19 protein-coding genes are annotated in these 21239 nt (G+C 74.6%); 10 read left to right on the top strand and 9 right to left on the bottom strand.

Annotation, left to right across the window (positions count from 1 at the left end):
• The first annotated feature begins 226 nt into the window (after positions 1-226).
• Positions 227-2611, top strand: coding sequence for a phosphoketolase family protein (locus J5Y05_RS07555; RefSeq protein ID WP_210869311.1), 2385 nt, complete (start codon positions 227-229; stop codon positions 2609-2611).
• Positions 2612-2646: 35 nt separating this feature from the next.
• Positions 2647-5022, top strand: a complete 2376-nt coding sequence (locus tag J5Y05_RS07560; protein ID WP_210869313.1) for a glycoside hydrolase family 65 protein — start codon at positions 2647-2649, stop codon at positions 5020-5022.
• A 52-nt stretch (positions 5023-5074) separates the two neighbouring features.
• Here J5Y05_RS07560 and J5Y05_RS07565 read toward each other — a convergent pair whose 3' ends face one another.
• Positions 5075-5536, bottom strand: a complete 462-nt coding sequence (locus J5Y05_RS07565; RefSeq protein WP_210869315.1) for a hypothetical protein — start codon at positions 5534-5536, stop codon at positions 5075-5077.
• 500 nt (positions 5537-6036) lie between these two features.
• Here J5Y05_RS07565 and J5Y05_RS07570 point away from each other — a divergent pair, with 500 nt between their 5' ends.
• Positions 6037-6363, top strand: coding sequence for a hypothetical protein (locus J5Y05_RS07570; RefSeq protein WP_210869317.1), 327 nt, complete (start codon positions 6037-6039; stop codon positions 6361-6363).
• A gap of 51 nt (positions 6364-6414) precedes the next feature.
• On the opposite strand, the gene J5Y05_RS07575 is transcribed toward J5Y05_RS07570, so the two are convergent.
• The 5 genes from J5Y05_RS07575 to J5Y05_RS07595 all read right to left on the bottom strand — a co-directional run bounded on the left by J5Y05_RS07575 (position 6415) and on the right by J5Y05_RS07595 (position 10561).
• A complete protein-coding gene (locus J5Y05_RS07575; protein ID WP_210869319.1) occupies positions 6415-7179 on the bottom strand; it encodes a sulfite exporter TauE/SafE family protein in 765 nt (254 codons plus the stop codon).
• 45 nt (positions 7180-7224) lie between these two features.
• Positions 7225-7977, bottom strand: a complete 753-nt coding sequence (locus tag J5Y05_RS07580) for a GntR family transcriptional regulator (RefSeq protein WP_247614068.1) — start codon at positions 7975-7977, stop codon at positions 7225-7227.
• Between the two features lie 134 nt (positions 7978-8111).
• Positions 8112-8975, bottom strand: a complete 864-nt coding sequence (locus J5Y05_RS07585; protein WP_210869321.1) for a DMT family transporter — start codon at positions 8973-8975, stop codon at positions 8112-8114.
• Positions 8976-8985: 10 nt separating this feature from the next.
• Positions 8986-9558: a DUF488 domain-containing protein gene (locus J5Y05_RS07590; protein ID WP_210869323.1), complete on the bottom strand. Its 573-nt coding sequence runs from the start codon at positions 9556-9558 to the stop codon at positions 8986-8988.
• Between the two features lie 64 nt (positions 9559-9622).
• Positions 9623-10561, bottom strand: a complete 939-nt coding sequence (locus J5Y05_RS07595; protein WP_210869325.1) for a GlxA family transcriptional regulator — start codon at positions 10559-10561, stop codon at positions 9623-9625.
• A 241-nt stretch (positions 10562-10802) separates the two neighbouring features.
• Here J5Y05_RS07595 and J5Y05_RS07600 point away from each other — a divergent pair, with 241 nt between their 5' ends.
• The 3 genes from J5Y05_RS07600 to J5Y05_RS07610 all read left to right on the top strand — a co-directional run bounded on the left by J5Y05_RS07600 (position 10803) and on the right by J5Y05_RS07610 (position 13399).
• Complete coding sequence (locus tag J5Y05_RS07600) at positions 10803-11372, top strand: TetR/AcrR family transcriptional regulator (RefSeq protein WP_210869327.1); 570 nt, start codon at positions 10803-10805, stop codon at positions 11370-11372.
• Positions 11373-11420: 48 nt separating this feature from the next.
• Positions 11421-12596, top strand: a complete 1176-nt coding sequence (locus J5Y05_RS07605) for a GDSL-type esterase/lipase family protein (protein ID WP_210869328.1) — start codon at positions 11421-11423, stop codon at positions 12594-12596.
• Positions 12597-12658: 62 nt separating this feature from the next.
• Positions 12659-13399, top strand: coding sequence for a class I SAM-dependent DNA methyltransferase (locus J5Y05_RS07610; protein WP_210869331.1), 741 nt, complete (start codon positions 12659-12661; stop codon positions 13397-13399).
• A 25-nt stretch (positions 13400-13424) separates the two neighbouring features.
• Here J5Y05_RS07610 and J5Y05_RS07615 read toward each other — a convergent pair whose 3' ends face one another.
• Together J5Y05_RS07615 and J5Y05_RS07620 are read right to left on the bottom strand one after the other, a co-directional pair.
• Positions 13425-14552: a lipid II:glycine glycyltransferase FemX gene (locus J5Y05_RS07615; protein ID WP_210869332.1), complete on the bottom strand. Its 1128-nt coding sequence runs from the start codon at positions 14550-14552 to the stop codon at positions 13425-13427.
• 193 nt (positions 14553-14745) lie between these two features.
• The gene (locus tag J5Y05_RS07620) at positions 14746-15603 is read right to left on the bottom strand and encodes a SigB/SigF/SigG family RNA polymerase sigma factor (RefSeq protein WP_210869334.1); all 858 of its coding nucleotides are present in this window, start codon (positions 15601-15603) and stop codon (positions 14746-14748) included.
• A 231-nt stretch (positions 15604-15834) separates the two neighbouring features.
• Here J5Y05_RS07620 and J5Y05_RS07625 point away from each other — a divergent pair, with 231 nt between their 5' ends.
• From J5Y05_RS07625 to J5Y05_RS07635, 3 genes are all read left to right on the top strand, one after another.
• On the top strand, positions 15835-16191 hold the full coding sequence (locus J5Y05_RS07625; protein ID WP_210869337.1) for a PRC-barrel domain-containing protein: 357 nt from the start codon (positions 15835-15837) through the stop codon (positions 16189-16191).
• 223 nt (positions 16192-16414) lie between these two features.
• Positions 16415-17311 carry a hypothetical protein gene (locus J5Y05_RS07630; protein WP_210869339.1) on the top strand — a complete coding sequence of 299 codons (897 nt, stop codon included), beginning with the start codon at positions 16415-16417 and terminating at the stop codon, positions 17309-17311.
• Between the two features lie 115 nt (positions 17312-17426).
• Positions 17427-18149 carry an FAD binding domain-containing protein gene (locus tag J5Y05_RS07635; protein WP_210869341.1) on the top strand — a complete coding sequence of 241 codons (723 nt, stop codon included), beginning with the start codon at positions 17427-17429 and terminating at the stop codon, positions 18147-18149.
• A gap of 36 nt (positions 18150-18185) precedes the next feature.
• Here the strand turns inward: J5Y05_RS07635 and J5Y05_RS07640 are convergent, their stop codons facing one another.
• Positions 18186-19025 carry a lysozyme gene (locus tag J5Y05_RS07640; RefSeq protein WP_210869343.1) on the bottom strand — a complete coding sequence of 280 codons (840 nt, stop codon included), beginning with the start codon at positions 19023-19025 and terminating at the stop codon, positions 18186-18188.
• Positions 19026-19400: 375 nt separating this feature from the next.
• On the opposite strand from J5Y05_RS07640, the gene J5Y05_RS07645 reads away from it, so the two are divergent.
• Positions 19401-21140, top strand: coding sequence for a sensor histidine kinase (locus tag J5Y05_RS07645; protein WP_210869345.1), 1740 nt, complete (start codon positions 19401-19403; stop codon positions 21138-21140).
• The last annotated feature ends 99 nt before the right edge of the window (positions 21141-21239 follow it).

Here is a 21239-nt window from a genome sequence, read left to right on the forward strand (position 1 = left end):
TAGCAAAGATACCCAGGGGGGTATCTCCGGGGAGGGGCTCGGGCCCGCGCCCCTCCCCGGGGAACCCGCCCCAGCCGCCCCCCGCCCGCCCCTTCCCGCCCCCGTTCGGCGCCGCGGGTGACCCGAACGGCCCTGCCGGGTACCCGGCCCGCACGCGCAGGGTGGTGGGATGGCCACCGGGAGCCATCCAGGCCCGGCCGGCGCCCCGACCCGGAAAGGACCCCCGATGTCCGTCGACACGCAGCAGGCGCCCCCCGGTCTCACCGACGGGGAGCTGGCCGGCCTGGACGCCCACTGGCGCGCGGCGAACTACCTCTCCGCCGGCCAGATCTACCTCCTGGCCAACCCGCTGCTGACGGAACCGCTCCGCCCCGAGCACGTCAAACCCCGGCTGCTCGGCCACTGGGGCACGGCGCCCGGCCTCAACCTGGTCCACACCCACCTCAACCGGGTGATCAAGGACCGCGGCCTGGACGCGCTGTGCGTGTGGGGACCCGGCCACGGCGGGCCCGCCGTCCTCGCCAACTCCTGGCTCGACGGCTCGTACACCCGCACCTATCCGGACGTCACCCGGGACGCGGACGGCATGGCCCGGCTCTTCCGGCAGTTCTCGTTCCCGGGCGGCGTGCCGAGCCACGTGGCCCCCGAGACGCCCGGCTCCATCCACGAGGGCGGCGAACTCGGCTACTCCCTCGCGCACGCCTACGGCGCCGCCTTCGACCACCCGGAACTGCTGGTCGCCTGCGTGATCGGCGACGGCGAGGCGGAGACCGGCCCGCTGGCCGCCTCCTGGCACTCCAACAAGTTCCTCGACCCCGTGCACGACGGCGCCGTCCTGCCCATCCTGCACCTCAACGGCTACAAGATCGCCAACCCGGCGGTCCTGGCCCGTCTCCCCGAGGCCGAACTCGACGACCTGCTGCGCGGCTACGGCCACGACCCCATCCACGTCGCCGGTGACGACCCCGCCGCCGTCCACCGCGCGATGGCGTACGCCCTGGACACCGCCCTGGACCGCATCGCCTCCCTCCAGCGCGCCGCCCGTGAGGAGGGCGCCGACGGACGGCCCCGCTGGCCGGCGATCGTGCTGCGCACCCCCAAGGGCTGGACCGGCCCCCACGAGGTCGACGGCGTCCCCGTCGAGGGCACCTGGCGGGCCCATCAGGTGCCGCTGTCGGGCGTGCGGACCGACCCGGACCACCTGCGCCGGCTGGAGGAGTGGCTGCGCTCCTACCGGCCCGAGGACCTCTTCGACGCCCAGGGCGCCCCGCGCCCCGCCGTGCTGAGGTGCGTCCCCGACGGAGACCGCCGCCTCGGCGCGACCCCGTACGCCAACGGCGGGCTCATGCTCCGCGAACTGCCCCTGCCGCCGCTGGAGGAGTACGCCGTCCCCGTCGAGCGGCCCGGCGCCACCCTGCACGAACCGACCCGCGTCCTCGGCGACCTGCTCCGCGACGTCATGGCCGCCACCGCGGACCGCCGCGACTTCCGCCTCGTCGGCCCCGACGAGACCGCCTCCAACCGGCTCCAGGCCGTCTACGCCGCCAGCGGCAAGGCGTGGCAGGAACGCACCCTCCCCGTCGACGAGGACCTCGACCGGCACGGCAGGGTCATGGAGATCCTCTCCGAACACACCTGCCAGGGCTGGCTGGAGGGCTACCTCCTCACCGGCCGGCACGGACTCTTCTCCTGCTACGAGGCGTTCGTCCACATCGTCGACTCGATGGTCAACCAGCACATCAAATGGCTGCGCGTCACCCGCAAGCTGCCCTGGCGGGCCCCCATCGCCTCCCTCAACTACCTCCTCACCTCACACGTCTGGCGCCAGGACCACAACGGCTTCTCCCACCAGGACCCCGGCTTCGTCGACCACATCCTCAACAAGAGCCCCGAGGCGGTCCGCGTCTACCTGCCGCCGGACGCCAACACCCTGCTCTCCGTCGCCGACCACGCCCTGCGCAGCCGCGACTACGTCAACGTCGTCGTCGCCGGCAAACAGCCCTGCTTCGACTGGCTCACCCTGGAGGAGGCCCGGACGCACTGCGCGCGGGGCGCCGGCGTCTGGGAGTGGGCCGGCACGGAGGACGGCACCCGCGAACCCGACGTGGTCCTCGCCTGCGCCGGCGACGTGCCCACCCAGGAGGTGCTGGCCGCCGCCCAGTTGCTCCGCCGCCACCTGCCCGGACTCGCCGTCCGCGTCGTCAACGTCGTCGACATCGCCCGGCTGCTGCCCAGCGGCGAACACCCGCACGGCATGAGCGACTTCGAGTACGACGGGCTGTTCACCACCGACAAGCCGGTGATCTTCGCCTACCACGGCTACCCCTGGCTCATCCACCGCCTGGCCTACCGCCGCACCGGCCACCCCCACCTGCACGTGCGCGGCTACAAGGAGATCGGCACCACGACCACGCCCTTCGACATGGTCGTCGGCAACGACATGGACCGCTACCGCCTGGTCATGGACGTCATCGACCGGGTGCCCGGACTCGCCGTGCGCGCAGCCGCCGTACGGCAGCGGATGGAGGACACCCGGCTGCGCCACCACGACTGGGTCCGCGAACACGGCGTGGACCTGCCCGAGGTGGCCGACTGGTCCTGGGACGGCTGACCCGCCGCACCCCGCCGGCCCGCGGAGGGAGATTCGTGACCGCAACCGCCTCGACCTGGGACTACGTCCACTACGACCCCGCGGAGGAACGGCTGCGCGAGTCCCTGTGCACCCTGGGCAACGGCTACTTCGCCACCCGCGGCGCCCTGCCCGAGTGCGCCGCCGACGACATCCACTACCCGGGCACCTACGCCGCCGGCTGCTACAACCGGCTCACCTCCGCCGTCGCCGGACGCGAGGTGGAGAACGAGGACATGGTCAACCTGCCCAACTGGCTGCCGCTGCGCTTCCGCCTGCCCGGCGAGGAGTGGCTCACCCCCGACACCGGCAAGGTCCTCGACCACCGCCAGACCGTCCACCTGGACGACGGCGTACTGGAGCGCCGCACCCGCTACGGGCTGAGCGCCGGCCGCGTCCTGTCCGTGCGCCAACTCCGCCTCGTCCACATGGGCGACCCCCATCTCGCCGCGCTGCGCACCGAGTTCACCGTCTCGGAGGGCATCGCGGACCTCGACGTGGAGGCCGCCCTCGACGGCGGCGTCACCAACTCCGGCGTGCCCCGTTACCGGGAGCTGGCGGGCCGCCACCTCACCCACGTGCACACCGGCGGCGACGGCGACGGCACGGTGTGGCTGCGCTGCCGCACCCGCACCTCGGACATCCGGATCGGCCTGGCCGCCCGCACCACCGCCGGCGAACCCCTCACCCCGCGCCGCGAACCGCGCCGCATCTCCCAGCACACCACCCTGCGCCTGGAACCGGGCCGCACCACCACCCTCGACAAGATCGTGGCCCTGCACACCTCCCACGACCCGGCGATCAGCGACCCGCTCCAGGCCGCCGTGGACCGGGTGGCCGCCGCGCCCGGTTTCGGGGAACTGCTCGCCGGCCACCGCACCGCCTGGGGCCAGCTCTGGCGCCGCGCCGGACTGGAGGTCCCCGGCGAGGCCGGCGCCATCCTGCGCCTGCACCTCTTCCACGTCCTGCAGACCCTCTCCCCGCACACCGCCGAACTCGACGTGGGCGTCCCCGCCCGCGGCCTGCACGGCGAGGCGTACCGGGGCCACGTCTTCTGGGACGAGCTGTTCGTCCTGCCCTACCTCAACCTCCACTTCCCCGAGGTGTCCCGCGCCCTCCTCCACTACCGCCACCGCCGCCTGGAACGGGCCCGCGCCTCGGCCCGCGAGATCGGCCGGCGCGGCGCCCTGTACCCGTGGCAGAGCGGCAGCGACGGACGCGAGGAGAGCCAGCGGCTCCACCTCAACCCGCGCTCCGGCCGCTGGCTGCCGGACCACACCCACCTGCAATGGCACGTCGGCTCGGCCGTCGCCTACAACGTGGTGCAGTACTGCGAGGCCGGCGGCGACGCCGAGTTCCTGCACACCAAGGGCGCCGAGATGCTGCTCCAGATCGCCCGGTTCTGGGCCTCCACCGCCACCTGGGACGAGCGCCTGGGCCGCCACCGCATCCGCGGCGTCGTCGGCCCCGACGAGTACCACGACGCCTACCCCGGCGCCGCCGCCCCCGGCCTCGACGACAACGCGTACACCAACGTCACCGCCGCCTGGGTGCTCCAGCGCACCCTGGAGGTGCTGCGCGCCCTGCCCGGTCCCCGCCGCCGCGAACTCGTCGAGCGCACCGGCCTGGACGACAGCGAACTCGAACAGTGGGAGGACGTCTCCCGCACCCTGCACGTCCCCTTCCACGCGGGCGTCATCAGCCAGTTCGAGGGGTACGGGGACCTCGCCGAGCTGGACTGGGCGGGCTACCGCGCCCGCTACGGGGACATCCGGCGGCTGGACCGCATCCTGGAGGCCGAGGGCGACAGCGTCAACGACTACCAGGCGTCCAAGCAGGCCGACGTCCTCATGCTCGGCCACCTCTTCTCACCCGCCGAACTGCGCCGCCTCTTCGAGCGGCTCGGGTACCGGCTGGACGAGGAGACCTGGCGCCGCACCGTCGACCACTACCTGGCCCGCACCAGCCACGGCTCCACGCTCAGCGGACTCGTCCACGGCCGCATCCTGGCCCGCGCCCGCCGCGCCGAGGCGTGGACGTACTGCCAGGAGGCGCTGAAGGGCGACGTCGCCGACCTCCAGGGCGGGACCACGGGGGAGGGCATCCACCTCGGCGCCATGGCCGGCACCCTCGACCTCGTCCAGCGCGGACTGACCGGTCTGGAGACGCGCGAGGGCGCCCTCTGGCTCGACCCGGTACCGCTGCCGGAGCTGTCCTCGTACGGTTTCTCCATCCGCTACCAGGGCCACTGGGGCGTGCGGTTCCGGCTGGAGCACGGGCGGCTGGAGATCGCCGTACCCGCCTCCGACCTGCCGCCGATCGAGGTACGGCTGCCCGACCGCACCCTGGCACTCCAGCCCGGCGACACCTGCCGCCTGGTCCTCCCGGAGTGAACGGCCCCGCCGACGCCGTTCGCGGCGCCGGCGGGGCCGTGGCCCGGCTGTGCTAGCCCGGCAGGGGGTAGGTCACCACGGCCGGGTAGCCGTCCGGCCGGCCGTCGGTGTAGGTGAGGCTCAGCCGGGTGAACCGGGTCTGGCCCGCGTCCTGTTCCGCGACGCGCGCCCGGTCGAGCCGCACGGTCACGGGGTACGCGAGGAAGGTGCCCGCCGCGCAGTCGGGGTCGCAGTCGTTGACGTCGTTGACGCCGGTGGCCACCGCCGCCCGCGCGTCCCAGCGCGACCACTGCAACGAGGTCAGGACGCTGTTGCCGTCGCCGCAGGCGATGATGAACGCCTCGGGGCGCACCTCGGGCCGCTGCGCGCAGTCGATCAGCACGGGTTGTGGGGTGCGGTGTCGGGGGGTGGGGTCCCGGTCCGCCGACGGGGCGGCGGACGCGGTGCCCAGGGGCGCTGCGAGCGCGGCGGCGGCACACAGGGTGACCGCCGTCCTCGCCAGGTGTCCGACCATGTCTGCTCCCAGCCGTCTCGTGATCATCCGTCTGTGCCGTCCGTTGACGTACCGACCGTACGACTGTGTCCCGGATCGCACCACTCGTGCGGAGTATCCCCCTGGTCACCGACGGTGGTGGCGGGAGCCGCGTGGGCTGCGCTATGATCATCATGCAAGGAGCCGCCCGGTACCGGGTCCGGCCCCACGCGTTGGTGGTCCAAGGCAAGACGCCCCGCTTCCTGCGGGGAAATGCAGGTGCGAGACCTGCCCAGCGCTCGGAAGAAGGGCCCCGTCGCCGCGGAAGCGGAAGACGGGGCCCTTCTCGTGCGCCCGGCCCGGAAGCCGCCGTGCCCCGATGTGGGTACGCGGTCCACCGACGTTGCCGCGTACGGCGGTTCGTCCGATAACGCGCCGATTGCATCCACCGTGTGGTCCTGCGGTCCAGGCCGCAACTCCGATCCCCGAGCGGGTGTCTCATAAGCGCCAGGAACCGCTCCCCCCGAGCGAAGGACAGCGGTATGCACACCATGACGACCCCGAGCGTCCCCTCACCCGCCCTCCCCGGCGGCGGGTACGGACCGTACAACCCGTACCACTCCTACGAAGCCGACACCGACGGCGATTTCCTGCTCCGGCCGCCCCATCCGGTCGAACGCGTCCCGTGCCGGATCGACCCCGTCGACCTGCGCAGACTGGACCTGCACGCGCTGCTGACGGCGGCGGGCATCGCCCCCTCGCCCGGCGACCTGGAGGCCATCGAGCAGATCAGCCGGCTCCCCGGCAACGTCCACGCGGCCCTGCGCCGCTGGCTCGAACAGGCATGTGAAGGGCCCGGCCTCGCCTGATCCGGCGGTCGCGCCGCCCCGCCCTCCGGTGCCGACGGCCGGCCCGGAGGCTCAGCCGCTCAGGGCGAGGTAGGGCGCGACCGCCAGCAGGGTCACGATCAGCGCCCAGGTGAGGTGCCGGGCCGGCAGCGCGTGCGCGAGCCGCCAGCCGAGCAGCACCCCGGCCAGCTCGGGCACGCCGACCAGGGCGGCCAGCGGCCAGTCGACGGCGCCCTGGGCCACGTAGCCGAGCGTCCCCACACCGGCCACGACCACCGACTGCGCCTGCGCCGCGGCCAGTGACTCCAGCACCGGCACACCCAGCGCGACCAGCAGCGGCACGGTCAGCATCGGCCCGCCGATGCCGACCAGCCCGGAGGCGACCGCCACCGCGAACCCCAGGACGGCCACCACCGGCACCGGCGGATGGGACCGCGCCCCGGCCGGGCGGCGCCGCTCGCGGCACCAGACCAGCGCGGCCACCCCCGCGACGAACACCCCCAGCACCAGCCCGAACGCCCGCTGGGACACCGCCGAGTTGACCAGGACGCCCAGCGGCGTGCCGGCGACCGCGGTCGCGGCCAGGACGAGCGCCGTACGCCGGGTGGCGGGCTCGCGCAACTGCCCCGAGCGGGTGTAGGCGGCGGTGCCCAGCGCGCCGGTGGCGACATGGGTGACGATCGCCGTCCCCGCCACCTCGGCCGGGGTCAGCCCGGTCAGGGCGAACAGGCCGATCGTCGGCAGCACCCCGCCCGGACCGACGGCGGTGATCCCGACGCCCCCGGCCAGCCCGAGCAGGCCCAGGGCGATCAGGACGGGCAGGCTCGCCCCGGACATCGGCGGTCTCCTTCTCGTGAGGGGATGGCGCGGGCGGAGCGGGTCTCAGACGCCGGGGCCCGGCGCGGCGGTGCGGTGGAGGGTGGCGCGCAGGGTCATCCGGTCGGCGCGGACCCGGATCGACTCGACGTCCACGGGACGGCCGTCCGGCAGCCGGGTCAGCCGCTCCAGCGCGAAGACCGCCGCGCCCGCCCCGACCCCCAGCAGCGCCGCCGTGTCCGGGTCCGCGCCCACCGCGTGCACGGCCACCTCCGCCCGGCCGAGCGGGCCGCCCGCCGCCTCCTCGATCAGCGCGAAGACGTCCCGGCCCACCAGGTCACCGGCGATCACCGCCCGGCCGAGCGGCAGCGTCAGATAGCTGGTGTCCAGCGACAGCGGCAGCCCGTCGAGCCACCGCAGCCGCTCCACGTACACCCCGCCGGCCGTCGCGGGCACCTCCAGCCGGGCCGCGATCGCGGCGGGCAGCACCGCCACCTCCTCGGCGGCCCGGACCTCGTTGGTGACGGTGCCGTGGCCCGTCAGCTCCTCGGCGAGCCCGGTCAGCCGGTCCAGCCCGTGCCCGTACTTCGGCAGCACCACCACGGTCCCGACCCCGCGCCGCCGGGTGATGAGGCCCTCCCGGCAGAGCAGTGCCAGGGCCTCGCGGACCGCGTTGCGGGAGGCACCGAACTGCCGGCCGAGGTCGTGCTCGCCGGGCAGCCGGCCCCCGTCGAACCGGCCGTCGGTGATCTGCTGCCGCAGGACGTCGGCCATCCGCCGGGCCCGCTCGGCGCGGGGACGCCCCGCCTGGTGCTCCATGCCGCACACGGTAGACCGCCGCAGGTTTCGCCGGTGTTACGCCACCCATGCTGACCTGCGGAAACGTCTGACCTGCGCGGTCGTACGGGGAACGGGGAGCTGCGCCACCCGCACGCCCGTCCAAGGGGCCTGGCTCAGCTCCCGGTGCGCAGGTCGACGCCGCGCCGGGCCAGGGTGAGGACCCCGGCCACGACCAGCGTCACGCCGAGCAACTGGGGCAGGACCCACCAGCCGGTCCGGATCTCCTCCTGGTACAGGACCACGCCGAGCAGCAGGCTCACCGTCGCGTCCCCGAGGGTGAGGGCCGGCTGCGAGGCGACCAGCGGCCCGCCCTGCATGGCGTGCTCCAGCAGGAGCACCGCGCAGAGCCCGGACGCGGCGAACCCGTACGTCTGCCAGGTGGTCAGGAAGCCGGTCACCCCGTCCTGGCCGAGGACGCGCATCGAGTCCTTCATCAGCCCGGCGGTCAGCGCGAAGCACACGGCGGTGGCGGCGCCCAGGCAGCCGGCGCGGGCCTTGCCGACGGGGCGCCTCAGCCCGGCCGCGGCCAGCAGGACGGCGGCCCCGGCACAGGCGCCGAGCGCGGGCACCCAGCGGTCCATGGAGACGTGGATGTGACCGCTGTCCGGTGCCGCCGCCGCGAGCGCGATCCCCAGCCCGGCCACCACACCGCCCACGGCGAGCCACAGGCCCTGCGGCATCCGGTTGCCGGTGAAGAACGAGGCCAGCAGGAGGGCGAGGGGGAGTTCCAGCACGAACAGCGGCTGGACGAGGGAGAGCGGCCCGGTCGCCAGCGCCGCCGCCTGCCCGACCCCCGCGACGACCACGGCCAGCATGCCGCCGAGCCAGACCGGGCGGCGCAGCAGGTCGAGGACGAGCCCCGGACGGAAGCCCCGGGCCTGCGGCACCGTCAGCGCGGCCCGTCGTTGCAGCACCGTGGCCAGCGCGTTGCTGAACGCGGCGAGGAGGGCGAAGACCACCGGCAGCAGGAACTTCATGAACCGATCGTCACCCTGTTCCGCGCCGCCCGCGCGCCGCCTTGGCCGTCGTCCGTTCGTCGTCGTAGACGAGGAGCCCGTCGGGCCGCAGCCGTACGCCCGGGGTGGGGGAGTGGGGTGTCAGCCGGCCGTCGTGCCAGAGGTGGTCGGCGGGCACCCCGTGGGCGACGACGGCGACGTCCGCGATGATGCGGCGGTGACAGCGCCACCACAGCGACTCGGCGCACATCACGGCGGTGCGTTCGCGCGCCGCCCGCTCCAGCAGCTCGTCCATCGCGGCCAGGAACTCCGGGGTGCGGGTGTGGGCGGCGTAGCCCCGGAAGGAGGCGTTGCGCCACACGGTGTCCGGGGAGTCCGGCGGGGTGCGGCGGAATCCGCCCAGGCGCGGTTCCCACCGGTAGGCGATGCCCTCCTCCGGCATCCACCGGGCGAGCCGGTCGCGCAGCAGATCGGCGTCGCGGCGGCTGCCGGGGGCGGTGCGCACGTCGGTCACGGCCTCGACACCGGCCCCGCGCAGCAGCGCGGCCAGCGTCGCGCGGTCCGCGCTGCCGTGCCCGACGGTGACCAGAGGGGGCTGGGCCATGCCGTCCAGGTCCCCCCGCCGGCCCGGCCCATGCCACCGGCCGCCGCGTCGGGGCGGGGGCCGGTCAGGCGAAGGTGCGCCGGTAGGCGCGGGGGCTGACGCCCGTGGTGCGTTTGAAACGGTCCCGGAAGGCGGTGGGCGAGCCGAAGCCGACCTGCGCGGCGATGCGCTCCACCGTGTGCTCGGTGGTCTCCAGCAGGTGCTGCGCCTGGTGGACGCGGGCGCGGTGCAGCCACTGGAGCGGGGTGGTGCCGGTCTGCTCGCGGAAGCGGCGGATCAGGGTGCGGGTGCTCATCCCGGCGTGCGCGGCGATCTCGGCGAGGGTGAGGTCGCGGCCCAGGTTGTCGCGCAGCCAGTCGAGGAGGGGTTCCAGGGCGCCGCCCCGCGGGGTGGGCGGGTAGTCGTGGACGATGAACTGGGCCTGCCCGCCCTCGCGTTCGAGGGGCATGACGGAGAGCCGGGCGGCATGGGCGGCGACCGCCGAGCCGTGGTCGCGGCGGATCATGTACAGGCACAGGTCCAGTCCGGCGGCGGCCCCCGCCGAGGTGAGGATCTGCCCGTTGTCGACGTAGAGCACGTCCGGGTCCACCTCGACGGCCGGGTGGGCGCGGGCCAGCAGCCCGGCGGCGGCCCAGTGGGTGGTGGCCCGCAGTCCGTCGAGGAGCCCGGTGGCGGCCAGCGTGAAGGTGCCGGAGCAGATGGAGGCGATCCGGGTGCCCTCGGCGGCGGCCGTGCGCAGCGCCTCGTGGACGGCGGGCGAGGGTCCGTGGCCGGGCGTGGCCGTGCCGGGCACGATCACCGTGTCCGCGTCCCGCAGGCCCTCCAGCCCCCAGGGCGCCCGCAGGGTGAAGGCGCCTGCGGCGACCTCCGGGCGCTCGGCGCACACCCGGACCCGGTAGCCGGGCCGCCCGTCGGGGAGCCGGGTACGGGAGAAGACCTCGATCGGGGTGGACAGATCGAACGGGATCACGTGGTCCAGCGCGAGAACGGCGACGGTGTGCATGGCGCGAACCTACCCGCCCACAGGGGAGCGCCGGAGCCCTGGGTTCCCTCGATGTGCCTGGTCGTGGGCTTGTCACGGCGCGTGGCGTGATTTCGTCGGTCATCGGCATTCACGACAGGCGGGCTGAGGGCGGGCGAGCATGCCACTGGCCATCGGGGCACAGGCATTTGCCTACACCCTTTAGGTAGCCGCATAATCGGTGTCGGTGCCGGTGTCGGCACAGAGCGGCGGGAGGACGAGGATGGCGCGTGCGGGACTGACCACGGAACGCCTGGTGCGGGCGGGCGCGGAGCTGGCCGACGAGGTCGGCTTCGACCAGGTGACCGTCTCGGCCCTGGCCCGGCGCTTCGACGTCAAGGCCGCCAGCCTCTACTCCCACCTGCGCAACTCCCAGGATCTCAAGACCCGAATCGCCCTGCTGGCCCTCGCCGAACTCGCCGACCGGGCCGCCCTCGCGCTCGCCGGCCGCGCCGGCAAGGACGCCCTCGCCGCCTTCGCCGACGTCTACCGCGACTACGCGCGCGAGCACCCCGGCCGCTACGCCGCCGCACGGTTCCGGCTCGACCCCGAGACCGCCGCCGCCGGCGCGGGCGTCCGGCACGCCCAGATGACCCGCGCCATCCTGCGCGGCTACGACCTGGCCGAACCCGACCAGACCCACGCCGTACGGCTCCTCGGCAGCGTCTTCCACGGCTACGTCAGCCTCGAACTCTCCGGCGGCTTCGACCACAGCGCCCCCGACAGCGACACCAGTTGGGCGCGCGTCGTCGACGCGCTGGACGCCCTCCTGCGCAACTGGCCCGCCCCCTGACCGCACCCTCCCCGCACCCCAGACCCCCCGCACCACCACGGAGACGCCATGCGCGCCCACGACCACTGGACCACCACCCCGATCACCGCCGGGCTGCTGCGCGGCGCCCTCGACCTGGAAGTCACCGGACACGGCGTCCTCCCGCACCGGCTGCCCGCCCGCGCCCGTGCCCAGAACACCGACGGACAGCTCGCCATGGCCGAGTCCCAGCCCAGCGGCGTACGCCTGGCCTTCCGCACCCGGGCCACCGCCGTCGAACTGGACACCCTGCCCACCAAACGCGCCTACCCCGGCGCCCCGCCCCGTCCCGACGGCGTCTACGAACTGCTCGTCGACGGCCGCCCGGCCGGCCTCGGCACCGTGGCGGGCGGCAACACCCTCACCCTCGACCTGACCACCGGCGAGACCACCCTCACCCCCGGACCGGTCGGCACCCTGCGCTTCGACGGCCTCCCCGGGCACGCCAAGGACGTCGAGATCTGGCTGCCGCACAACGAGACCACCGAACTGGTCGCCCTGCGCACCGACGCCCCCGTCGAACCCGCCCCCGACCGCGGCCCGCGGGTGTGGCTGCACCACGGCAGCTCCATCAGCCACGGCTCCGACGCCGCGACCCCCACCACCATCTGGCCCGCCCTCGCCGCCTCGCTCGGCGGCGTGCACCTGATCAACCTCGGCTTCGGCGGCGGCGCCCTGCTGGACCCGTTCACCGCCCGCGCGCTGCGCGACACCCCCGCCGACCTGATCAGCCTCAAGCTGGGCATCAACCTGGTCAACGCCGACGTGATGCGCCTGCGCGCCTTCACGCCCGCCGTGCACGGCTTCCTCGACACGATCAGGGAGGGCCACCCGACCACGCCGCTGCTGGTCGTCTCCCCGATCCTGTGCCCCCTGCACGAGGACACGCCCGGCCCCAGCGCCCCGGACCTCGACGGCCTCGCCGACGGGCGGCTGCGCTTCGTGGCCCTGGGCGACCCGGCGGAACGCGCGAGCGGAAAGCTCACCCTCAACGCCATCCGCGACGAGCTGGCGCGCATCGTCGAGCAGCGCGCCGCCGACGATCCCCACCTCCACCACCTCGACGGCCGCGCCCTGTACGGCCCGGCCGACGCCGCCGAACTCCCCCTGCCCGACGGCCTCCACCCGGACGCCGCCACCCACCGCCGCATCGGCGAGCGCTTCGCCCGCCTGGCCTTCACCGGCGAGGGAGCCTTCGCGGCCTGAGCCGGGCGGGGGAGGCGGAAAACCAGGGGTGCCCACCACCCCCGCCCGCTACGGTCTCCCGCATGCCGGACGAGGACGGGTACTTCGCAGAGGGCGTCGCCGCACGCTACGACGAGACGCACGCGGACAGATCGGCGCCGGAAGCGGTGGACCCGGCGGTCGACCTGCTCGCCGGACTGGCCGGCGAGGGGCCCGCGCTCGAACTGGGCGTCGGCACCGGCCGCATCGCGCTGCCGCTGTCCCGTCGCGGTGTCCCGGTGCACGGCATCGACCTGTCCCGGGCGATGACCGCCCGGCTGCGCGCCAAACCCGGCGGCGACGCCGTCGCCGTCACCATCGGCGACTTCGCCACGACCCGGGTGCCGGGCACGTTCACCCTGGCCTACCTCGTCTTTAACACCATCAACAACCTGACCACGCAGGACGCCCAGGTGGAGTGCTTCCGCAACGCCGCCGCCCACCTCGCCCCCGGCGGCCGGTTCGTCGTCGAGGTGGGCGTGCCCCCGCTGCGGCTGCTGCCGCCGGGGCAGCGGGCGGTCCCCTTCCGCACCGAGGCCGACCACTGGGCGTTCGACACCATCGACACCGCCACCCAGGCGATGAGTTCGCACTACGTCACGCGGTCCGGCGGACACGTCACCCACGAGTCCATCCCGTTCCGGTACGTGTGGCCCTCCGAACTGGACCTGATGGCCCGGATCGCCGGACTGCGGCTGCGCGACCGGTGGGAGGGGTGGGCGCGGGAGCCGTTCACCCACGAGAGCCCCGGGCACGTCTCCGTCTGGGAGAAACCGGCCGGCTGAGCCCGCCCCGGCGAGGCCCGCCGGCTCAGCGGCGGGACAGGTACACGCCGAGCGCGCGGTGCAGCAGCCGGTTGAGCGGGTACTCCCACTCGCCGAGGTACTCGACGGCCTCACCGCCCGCCCCGATCTTGAACCGGAGCAGCCCGAGCAGCGGGTCGTCCGCGTCCAGACGGTCCCCGATACCGCGGAAGTCGTAGACGGACGCGCCCAGTTCGTGGGCGTCGGACATCATCCGCCACTGGAGGGCGTTGCTCGGCCGCACGTCGCGCCCCCGGCTCGTGGAGGCGCCGTAGGAGTACCAGACGTGGTCCCCGACGGTCAGCATCGTCGCCGCGGCCAGCACGTCCCCGTCGTGATGGGCGAGGTAGAGGCGCATGCGGTCCGGGTGCTCGGCGGTCAGCGCCGTCCACATCCGCCGGAAGTACGACAGCGGGCGCGGCGTGAACCGGTCCCGCTCCGCGGTCTCGACGTACAACTCGTGGAAGGCGCGCAGGTCCTCCTGGTCGCCGCGCACGACCTTGACCCCGGCCCGCTCCGCCTTCTTGATGTTGCGCCGCCACTGCTGGTTGAAGCCGCCCTGCACGTCCTCCAGCGACCGCCCGGCCAGCGGCACCCGGCACACGTGGCGCGGCTGGCCGGAGGCGAAGCCGTCCCCGCCGCCGTCCCCCGGCCGGCGCCAGCCCAGGGCCCGCAGCCGCCCGGCGATCCGGGCCGCGCCCGGGTCCTTCGCCGTGGGGGTGACGTCGCCCAGCCGGCGGACCCGGGGATCGGCGATGGCCGCCTTGACCGCGTCGGCGCTCCAGCACCGCGCCACCACCGGGGGCCCCATCCGCACCGCGAACGCCCCCTGCCCCTTCAGGTACGCCAGCATGGGCCGCAGCAGGCCGGCCAGGTCCACCGTCCCCCAGTGGAGGTCCGGGCCCTCGGGCAGATAGGCGAGGTACCGCTTGGGGCCGGGCAGCGGCAGCGGGCGCAGCAGCACCAGCCCGGCGCCGGTGAGGCGGCCCGCCCGGTCGAACCAGCCGAGGCTCTCCGCCCGCCACTCCGGCTTGACCTCGCCCCAGGCGGGGACCTGGAGGGGGCTGACGGAGGGCCGGTCCGCGATGAAGCGCAGGTGCTCCTCGCGGGTGATCGCCTTCAGCTCGTGGCTCATACGTGGTGCCCTCCGTGTCCGGTGATGTCCGATCCGCCTGGCGGCCGACGGACCCACCGCCCTCCACCCCCACCAGGGAATACCGGCCGCGGCGAAACCGCGCGGGCTACCGGCTGTTCGAGGGGGCCGTCCGGCCGAAGGCCCCCGGACGGCCCCCTCGGCGGGCGGGCGGGTGGGACGGACACCGACCGGGTCAGCGGGGGTCGAGCATGCCCTCGCGCAGGCGCCGCAGCAGCCGCGAGATCAGCCGGGACACGTGCATCTGCGAGACGCCGAGCCGTTCGCCGATCTCCTTCTGGGTGAGTTCCTCGACGAACCGCCAGTGGATGATCCGCCGGTCGCGCTCGCCCAGCCCGGCGATGATCGGCGCCAGGGCGTGGAAGTCGTCGACCAGCGCGAGCGTGGCGTCGTCGGCGCCGATGAAGTCCGCGAGGACCGACTCGCCGTCCTCGCTGTTGCCGATGGCCGCGTCCAGCGACGAGGAGTTGTAGCCGTTGGCCGCCAGCCGGGCCTCCACGACCTCGTCCTCCGGCAGGCTCATCAGCTCGGACAGCTCCCGGGTGGTGGGGTTGCGGCCCAGCCGGGAGCGGAGTTCCTCGGTGGCGCGGGCGAGGTGCACGCGCGCCTCCTGGAGCCGGCGCGGCACGTGCACCGCCCAGGAGGTGTCCCGGAAGAACCGCTTGATCTCGCCCACGATGTACGGCACCGCGAAGGAGGTGAACTCCACCTCGCGGGAGAGCTCGAACCGGTCGATCGCCTTGATCAGACCGATCATGCCGACCTGGACGATGTCCTCCATCTCCTCCGGACCGCGGCTGCGGAACCGGCCGGCCGCGAAGCGGACCAGGGACATGTTCATCTCGATCAGCGTGTTGCGCACGTACTGGTACTCGGCCGTGCCCTCCTCCAGCACCGCCAGCCGGTCGAAGAACCGCCGGGACAGCGCGCGGGCGTCACCGGGCGCCACCTTCGACGGATCGGCGATCTCCGGTACCACGGTGGTCACCCGGGTGGTGGTCACCTCTGTGCTCGCCTGCGCGGTCGTCGTCATCGTCTTCCCTCCCGATCCCGTCGGCGCTGTCACCGGCCGCCGACGACGCTGCGCCTACCCCGCCCGACCCCGGGCATGCCCCGCGTCCGCCGGCCCCGGCCCGCACGGATACGCCGGAGCGGGGGCGAAACGGAGAACAGACGGAGAACAGGCGGGGGGGCAAAGCGACGGAATCCGGACAAAAGGGGGAAGCTGGAAGGGGGTGCGCGCTCCGAGAAGGGAAGACGAGACATGTTCGAGGCTGACAACATCCGCGAGTGGCGTGGCCACGACGTCGTCGACAGCGAGGGCAAGAAGATCGGCAGCCTGGAGTCCATCTACGTGGACACGGCGACCGACCGGCCCGCGTTCGCCGCGGTCACCATCGGTATACCGACCCGTCGCCGGCTGGTCTTCGTCCCCCTGGACCGGTCCACCGTCGGACCGGGCTACCTGAAGGTGGTCTACGACCGTTCCCGGGTCAAGGACGCCCCCGGCATCGACATCGACGGAGAACTCTTCGCCGAGGCCGAGCGGGACGTCTTCACCCACTACGACCTGCCCTACGAGCAGGGCAGCCGGGGCGAACGCCGGCTCGCCCGCCGCTGACCCCGGCCCCTGATCCCCCGCCGGGGCGGCACGCCGGCCGCCCCGGCGAGGACAACGCCGAGGTCGGGCACGCGCGGCCCCGGGAACGCCCGCGTCCGTGACCATCCGTGCCGCCGGCCGGGGCACCCCGGCCGGCTACGTCGTACTCCGGCAACGACCACCGCCCCGTCACTGCCGTGCGCCGCCCCTGACCCGGCGGCCTCGGGCGGGCACCCTGGACGGCATGGCCCGCCTCCAGCACACCGTGACGCTCACGCCCCTGCCCCGGCCCTGGTTCGTCTCGCTGGTGGCCGCCTTCCACGATGTCGCGGAGAGCCTGGAGGCGGACGGGGAGCGGATGCGGCTGCCCGACGGGCGCCCGGCCGACCTGCTGCTGACCGAGGGCCGCCACCTGCGCCCCGGCGCCCGCTACCGGACCCCTGGCGAGGACGGTGTCCGCCCCGCCGACGGCGACCCGGTCGTCACCCTGACCGCCTGGGACCGGCGCCGGGAGACCGCGGTGGAGGCCGTCGTCGTCGAGGAGGACGGGGGACGCCGCACCGTGTTCGCCGGCGAGGCCGGGCTCCGCGCGGCCGACCGCCCCCGGGACGCGTGGCTCTCCGGGAGCCTCCGGTCGAGCGGCAAGGGCGCCCGGTACCTGGGCGGCGGGGCGGAGGCGCGCGTCGACCTCGACCGGTGGTGGTCGGCGGCGGCCGGCCGCGGCCCCCTCCTCGGCGGCCCGCCGTTGCGCGGGACCCTCACCCACGCGCTCGCCCACGCCACCGTGACCGTCGTGCCGCGCCCGGCCGACGACGGGGACTGGAGCGTGACCGTCCGGGTCCGCCTCCGGGGCCGCTCCTTCGCCCGCCCGCTGCTGCCCCTCGTCCTGCTCTTCCTGGGCCGCCGCCTGCGCACGGACTTCGCCGCCCGGCTCGACGACGCCGCCCGGGAGTGGAACGCACGGCTGCCCGCACTGCTCCGCCAGGACGCCGGCCGGCTCCGCGCCGACATCGCGGACGGACTCGTCACCGAGCCCGCCGAGTCGACGGAGCCCGCCGAGCCCACGGAGCCCGCCGGACCCGCGGAGTACAGCCCCGCCGAGGGAGTGGACCGGCGCGCGAGGGGCGCACGCGACACGTAAGTGAGCCCTATACGCGCCCCCTCGGCGGTACGGACAATGCGTCGAGACCGTGATCACGCGGCGGAGACTCGTCGTCGTCCACCCGCCGACTTCCGGGGAAAGCAGGTCGATCGCCGTGCTGTTGCGTCTGCCCACTACCGTGACCGAAGCTCAGGAGTGCCTGGCCGAGGGCGCCGTGCCCATCGGCGGAGCCACCCTCGTGTGGGCCACGTGGCAACGCGACGGCTTCCCGGAGCGCGCCGTCTCCCTGCGAGGTCTCCCCGAGGCCACCGCCGTCGAGGCGGACTCCCTCGGCGGTGCCGTCGTCCTGCACCGCATCGACGACCGCGTACCGGAGGTGCTGCGGCGCGCGGCGGCCTCCGTCGGCACCGGCGCCGTGCGCCGGACCGCGACCGTCGGCGGCAACATCGTCGGCAGCACCCTGCGCTGCCTGCTCCCCGCCGCCCTCGTGCTGGACGCCCGCCCCACCGTCCTCGCCCAGGACCGCGCCTACGAGACCGACCTGGCCGAACTCCTCGCCAAGCGGCACCTGCTGCTCAGCCTGCGCTGGCGCACCCCCCTGGCCAGCGGCTACCGCAAGGAGCCGGCCGAGGCCGGCGGACCGCCGCCCCTGGTCGTCGCCACCGCCGTGCACGAGGGCCCCGGGGGAGAGCGGGAACTGAGGATCGCCGTGCGCGAGGGGTACGACGTCGTCGGCGGCGCCGCCCCCTGCGACGAGGGCGCCGGCCAGGCCCTCGACGGCCTCGCGCGCACCGATGTCGGCGCGCTGCCGGCCGAGGCCCGGGACGTGGTCCGCGGTCAGGTCCGCGACGTCCTGGCGGGGCTCACCGGCCGCTGACACACCGGCCGGTGAGCCCCGCCAGGAGGCCCCCGGTCAGCCGTTCGCCAACTGGACCACCCGGTCCAGCCCCCCGTTGAACAGGTCGTGGTCCCCGACCGTCGGGCCCGACGAGGTGTACTGCCACATCGTGTGGAAGGACCATCCCGCGGGCAGCGGTCCCACCGTGGAGGCGTACCGGGCGATCCACAGCGGGTTCCTGTCGCCGAAGCCGCTGTAGTCCCCGGTGCACTGCTGCCACCAGTTGGTGGAGGTGTAGATCACCGCGTCCCGGCCGGTACGGACCTTGTACCGGTCGAGGAACGCGCGGATCCAGTCGACCATCTGATCGGCCGTGCGGCCGTAGCAGGTCGCGCCGTACGGGTTGTACTCGATGTCCAGGACGCCCGGAAGGGTGCTGCCGTCCTTGGACCAGCCGCCGCCGTTGTCGACGAAGTAGTCGGCCTGGGCGGCGCCGCCGGCGGTGTCCGGGGTCGCGAAGTGGTACGCACCCCGGACCATGCCGACGTCGTACGAGCCGTTGTACTGCTGGGCGTAGTAGGGGTTGCGGTAGGACGTCCCCTCGGTGGCCTTCACATAGGCCCATTTGACTCCGCTGTTCCAGAGGGTCGTCCAGGCGACGTTGCCCTGGTGGCTGGAGACGTCGACACCCTCGGTCTGGACGACCCGGGTGCCGGCGGCGGGCCGCCCCCGTACCCCTTCGTGGGCGAGGACACCCCCGCCCATCGAGGCGGTACCGCGTACCGACGGCCCGTCGTCACCGCCGGCCGAGGCCGGAGCGGCGGCCAGGGACGGGAGGAGGAGCGACGCGGCGAGAACGATGCCTGCCCTGAGCAGGCGTGAGTGGCTGGAGGCCACGGCTATGGGTCTGCGCATGCCCTCATGCATGCCGCCGCCCGGCCCCCGTCCACCGCCCAGTCCCCCGGACGGCCGCACACCTCTCCCCGAAAGGGGGAGGAGAGCACCTCGAACGGGATGTTCCGCTCCGCACCCGCCGTACATCGTGTACCCCCACGTCCACGCCAGAACGCCTGTATCACATCGCTGAGTTCGAGTAGTGGAATTCGAAGGAAATTCGCTCCTGCGCGGGGTCTCCGGCTGGTGCGGCCTCCAGACCGGGAGCGAGAACTAGCATGAACCGCATCCCCCGCCGGAGTGATCACCACGCGTCCGGCGGGACGTCTCCGACCCGCGGCCGACGCCCGTCGGCCGGCCCCCTTCCCCGCTCTCAAGGACCAGAGGGACCGCGGAATGTCAGTGTCTGCACCGCCCAGCCCACCCCGGACCACCCGGCCGCGCCGGCCGGCCCCGGCGCTCCCGCTCGCCGTGCCGGTCATCGCCGCCGCGGCGGCCGGCGCCGCGTGGGCGGTGGCGCCCGAGGCGGCCCGGGGCTGGACCGCGGCCGTCGCCCTGGTCGCCTGGGTCTGCGTCGTCACCGCCGTCGTCACCGGCCACCTCCTGGTCCGCAGGGCCCGCCGCACCGCCGCCGAACAGGCCGCCGAGACCAGCGCCCTGCGCGCCCGCATGGCCCACGAGAACGCCGGCTGCCTCCACCTGGTCAACGTCGTGCTCCCCGACATCGCCCGCCGGCTGCGCGACGGCGCCGGCGCCGACGAGGCCGTGGCGGGCGCGACCCCCGTCGCCGGTTCCCACCTGCACCAGGCCGCCCGCGGCTTCGCCGCCCAACTCGACGAGGCCGTACGCCACGCCGCCGACGCCGAGGCCCGCCACCAGCGCGCCCAGCACGAGCTGCACCGCCTCGGCACCGGCCTGGACCAGCTCGGCGGCACCCTCCTGCCCACCGCCGTCGGCCGACTGCGCGAGGGCACCTCCGCCGACCACGTCCTCGCCGAACTGGAGTGGCCCGAGAGCCCGCCCCTGCGCACCCTCGGCGAGCGCTTCGTCCGCGAACTCGCCCTCAGCGAGCGCCGCACCGCCGCCGCCCAGGCCGCCTCCGCCAAATCCCTCAGCCGCGTCCAGGCCAAGGCCGTCAGCATGCTCGCCGACCTCAGGGAGATGCAGGACCGCCACGGCGAGGACGTTCTCGGCGACCTGCTGCGCCTGGACCACGCCACCTCCCAGCTCGGCCTCATCACCGACCGGCTCGCCCTCCTGATGGGCGGACGCTCCAGCCGCGCCTGGAACAGGCCGATCGTCATGGAGAGCATCCTGCGCGGCGCCGTCGGCCGCATCGCCGCCTACCAGCGGGTCCGCATGCACTGCTCCACCACCGCCGCCATCTCCGGGTACGCCGCCGAGGGCGTCATGCACCTGCTGGCCGAACTCATGGACAACGCCGCCAACTTCTCGCCCCCCATCGACGAGGTCCACGTCTACGTGGAGGAACGTACCGCCGGGATCGTCGTCACCATCGAGGACAGCGGGCTCAAGATGGCCGACGCCGCCATGCGCCACGCCGAGGAGGCGGTCTCCGGACGCAGCACCGACCTGGCCCTTCTCCAGGGCACCCGCCTCGGACTCGCCGTGGTCGGACGCCTCGCCGCCAAGTACCGCATCGGCGTGAGCTACCGGCCCTCCTCCCGCGGCGGCACCGGCGTCGTCGTCCTGCTGCCGCCCCAGCTCCTCGCCCAGCAGCGCGAACCCGTCCCGCACACCAGGGCCACCCGCCCCGCCCCGGCCCCCGCCACCCCCGGACCCGCGCCCACCGCCGAGACCCCCGCCCCCGCCCGGCGCATCCCGGAGGCCCGGCACGCCCTGCGTACCGAACCGGCCGAGCGCCCGGCCAGGCGAGCGGCGGCGGCCACCCGGAACGGACTGCCCGTCCGCGCCCCCGGCCGCACCATGGCCCAGGCCGAACGCGAACGCCACGACCAGCACCTCTCCCGCACCGACGGCCCGGCGGCACAGGAGCCCGCCGCACCCCGCGACGCCGGAACCAGCTTCGGGGCCTTCCACCGAGGCCGTCGCGCCGGAGCGGCCGGCCCCACCACCGGCGGGGCCGCGGACACCGATCCGCCGGCCCCGGCGTAGGGCACCGCCGGCACGACGCATCCCCCCACGGCGCCCGTGCCCCGGCGCCCCTCGCCCTTCCCGCTCGTGAGATTGGAGGAAGGGGCCGGTGACCACAGA

Origin of the sequence: Streptomyces tagetis, assembly GCF_018069565.1 — a bacterium.
GTDB classification, from domain to species: domain Bacteria; phylum Actinomycetota; class Actinomycetes; order Streptomycetales; family Streptomycetaceae; genus Streptomyces; species Streptomyces tagetis.

Coding starts and splice junctions, on each gene's coding strand:
- J5Y05_RS07555 (WP_210869311.1), top strand. CDS start 227: ATGTCCGTCGACACGCAGCAGGCGCCCCCCGGTCTCACCGACGGGGAG.
- J5Y05_RS07565 (WP_210869315.1), bottom strand. CDS start 5,536: ATGGTCGGACACCTGGCGAGGACGGCGGTCACCCTGTGTGCCGCCGCC.
- J5Y05_RS07570 (WP_210869317.1), top strand. CDS start 6,037: ATGCACACCATGACGACCCCGAGCGTCCCCTCACCCGCCCTCCCCGGC.
- J5Y05_RS07575 (WP_210869319.1), bottom strand. CDS start 7,179: ATGTCCGGGGCGAGCCTGCCCGTCCTGATCGCCCTGGGCCTGCTCGGG.
- J5Y05_RS07580 (WP_247614068.1), bottom strand. CDS start 7,977: ATGGAGCACCAGGCGGGGCGTCCCCGCGCCGAGCGGGCCCGGCGGATG.
- J5Y05_RS07585 (WP_210869321.1), bottom strand. CDS start 8,975: ATGAAGTTCCTGCTGCCGGTGGTCTTCGCCCTCCTCGCCGCGTTCAGC.
- J5Y05_RS07590 (WP_210869323.1), bottom strand. CDS start 9,558: ATGGCCCAGCCCCCTCTGGTCACCGTCGGGCACGGCAGCGCGGACCGC.
- J5Y05_RS07595 (WP_210869325.1), bottom strand. CDS start 10,561: ATGCACACCGTCGCCGTTCTCGCGCTGGACCACGTGATCCCGTTCGAT.
- J5Y05_RS07600 (WP_210869327.1), top strand. CDS start 10,803: ATGGCGCGTGCGGGACTGACCACGGAACGCCTGGTGCGGGCGGGCGCG.
- J5Y05_RS07605 (WP_210869328.1), top strand. CDS start 11,421: ATGCGCGCCCACGACCACTGGACCACCACCCCGATCACCGCCGGGCTG.
- J5Y05_RS07610 (WP_210869331.1), top strand. CDS start 12,659: ATGCCGGACGAGGACGGGTACTTCGCAGAGGGCGTCGCCGCACGCTAC.
- J5Y05_RS07615 (WP_210869332.1), bottom strand. CDS start 14,552: ATGAGCCACGAGCTGAAGGCGATCACCCGCGAGGAGCACCTGCGCTTC.
- J5Y05_RS07620 (WP_210869334.1), bottom strand. CDS start 15,603: ATGACGACGACCGCGCAGGCGAGCACAGAGGTGACCACCACCCGGGTG.
- J5Y05_RS07625 (WP_210869337.1), top strand. CDS start 15,835: ATGTTCGAGGCTGACAACATCCGCGAGTGGCGTGGCCACGACGTCGTC.
- J5Y05_RS07630 (WP_210869339.1), top strand. CDS start 16,415: ATGGCCCGCCTCCAGCACACCGTGACGCTCACGCCCCTGCCCCGGCCC.
- J5Y05_RS07640 (WP_210869343.1), bottom strand. CDS start 19,025: ATGCGCAGACCCATAGCCGTGGCCTCCAGCCACTCACGCCTGCTCAGG.
- J5Y05_RS07645 (WP_210869345.1), top strand. CDS start 19,401: ATGTCAGTGTCTGCACCGCCCAGCCCACCCCGGACCACCCGGCCGCGC.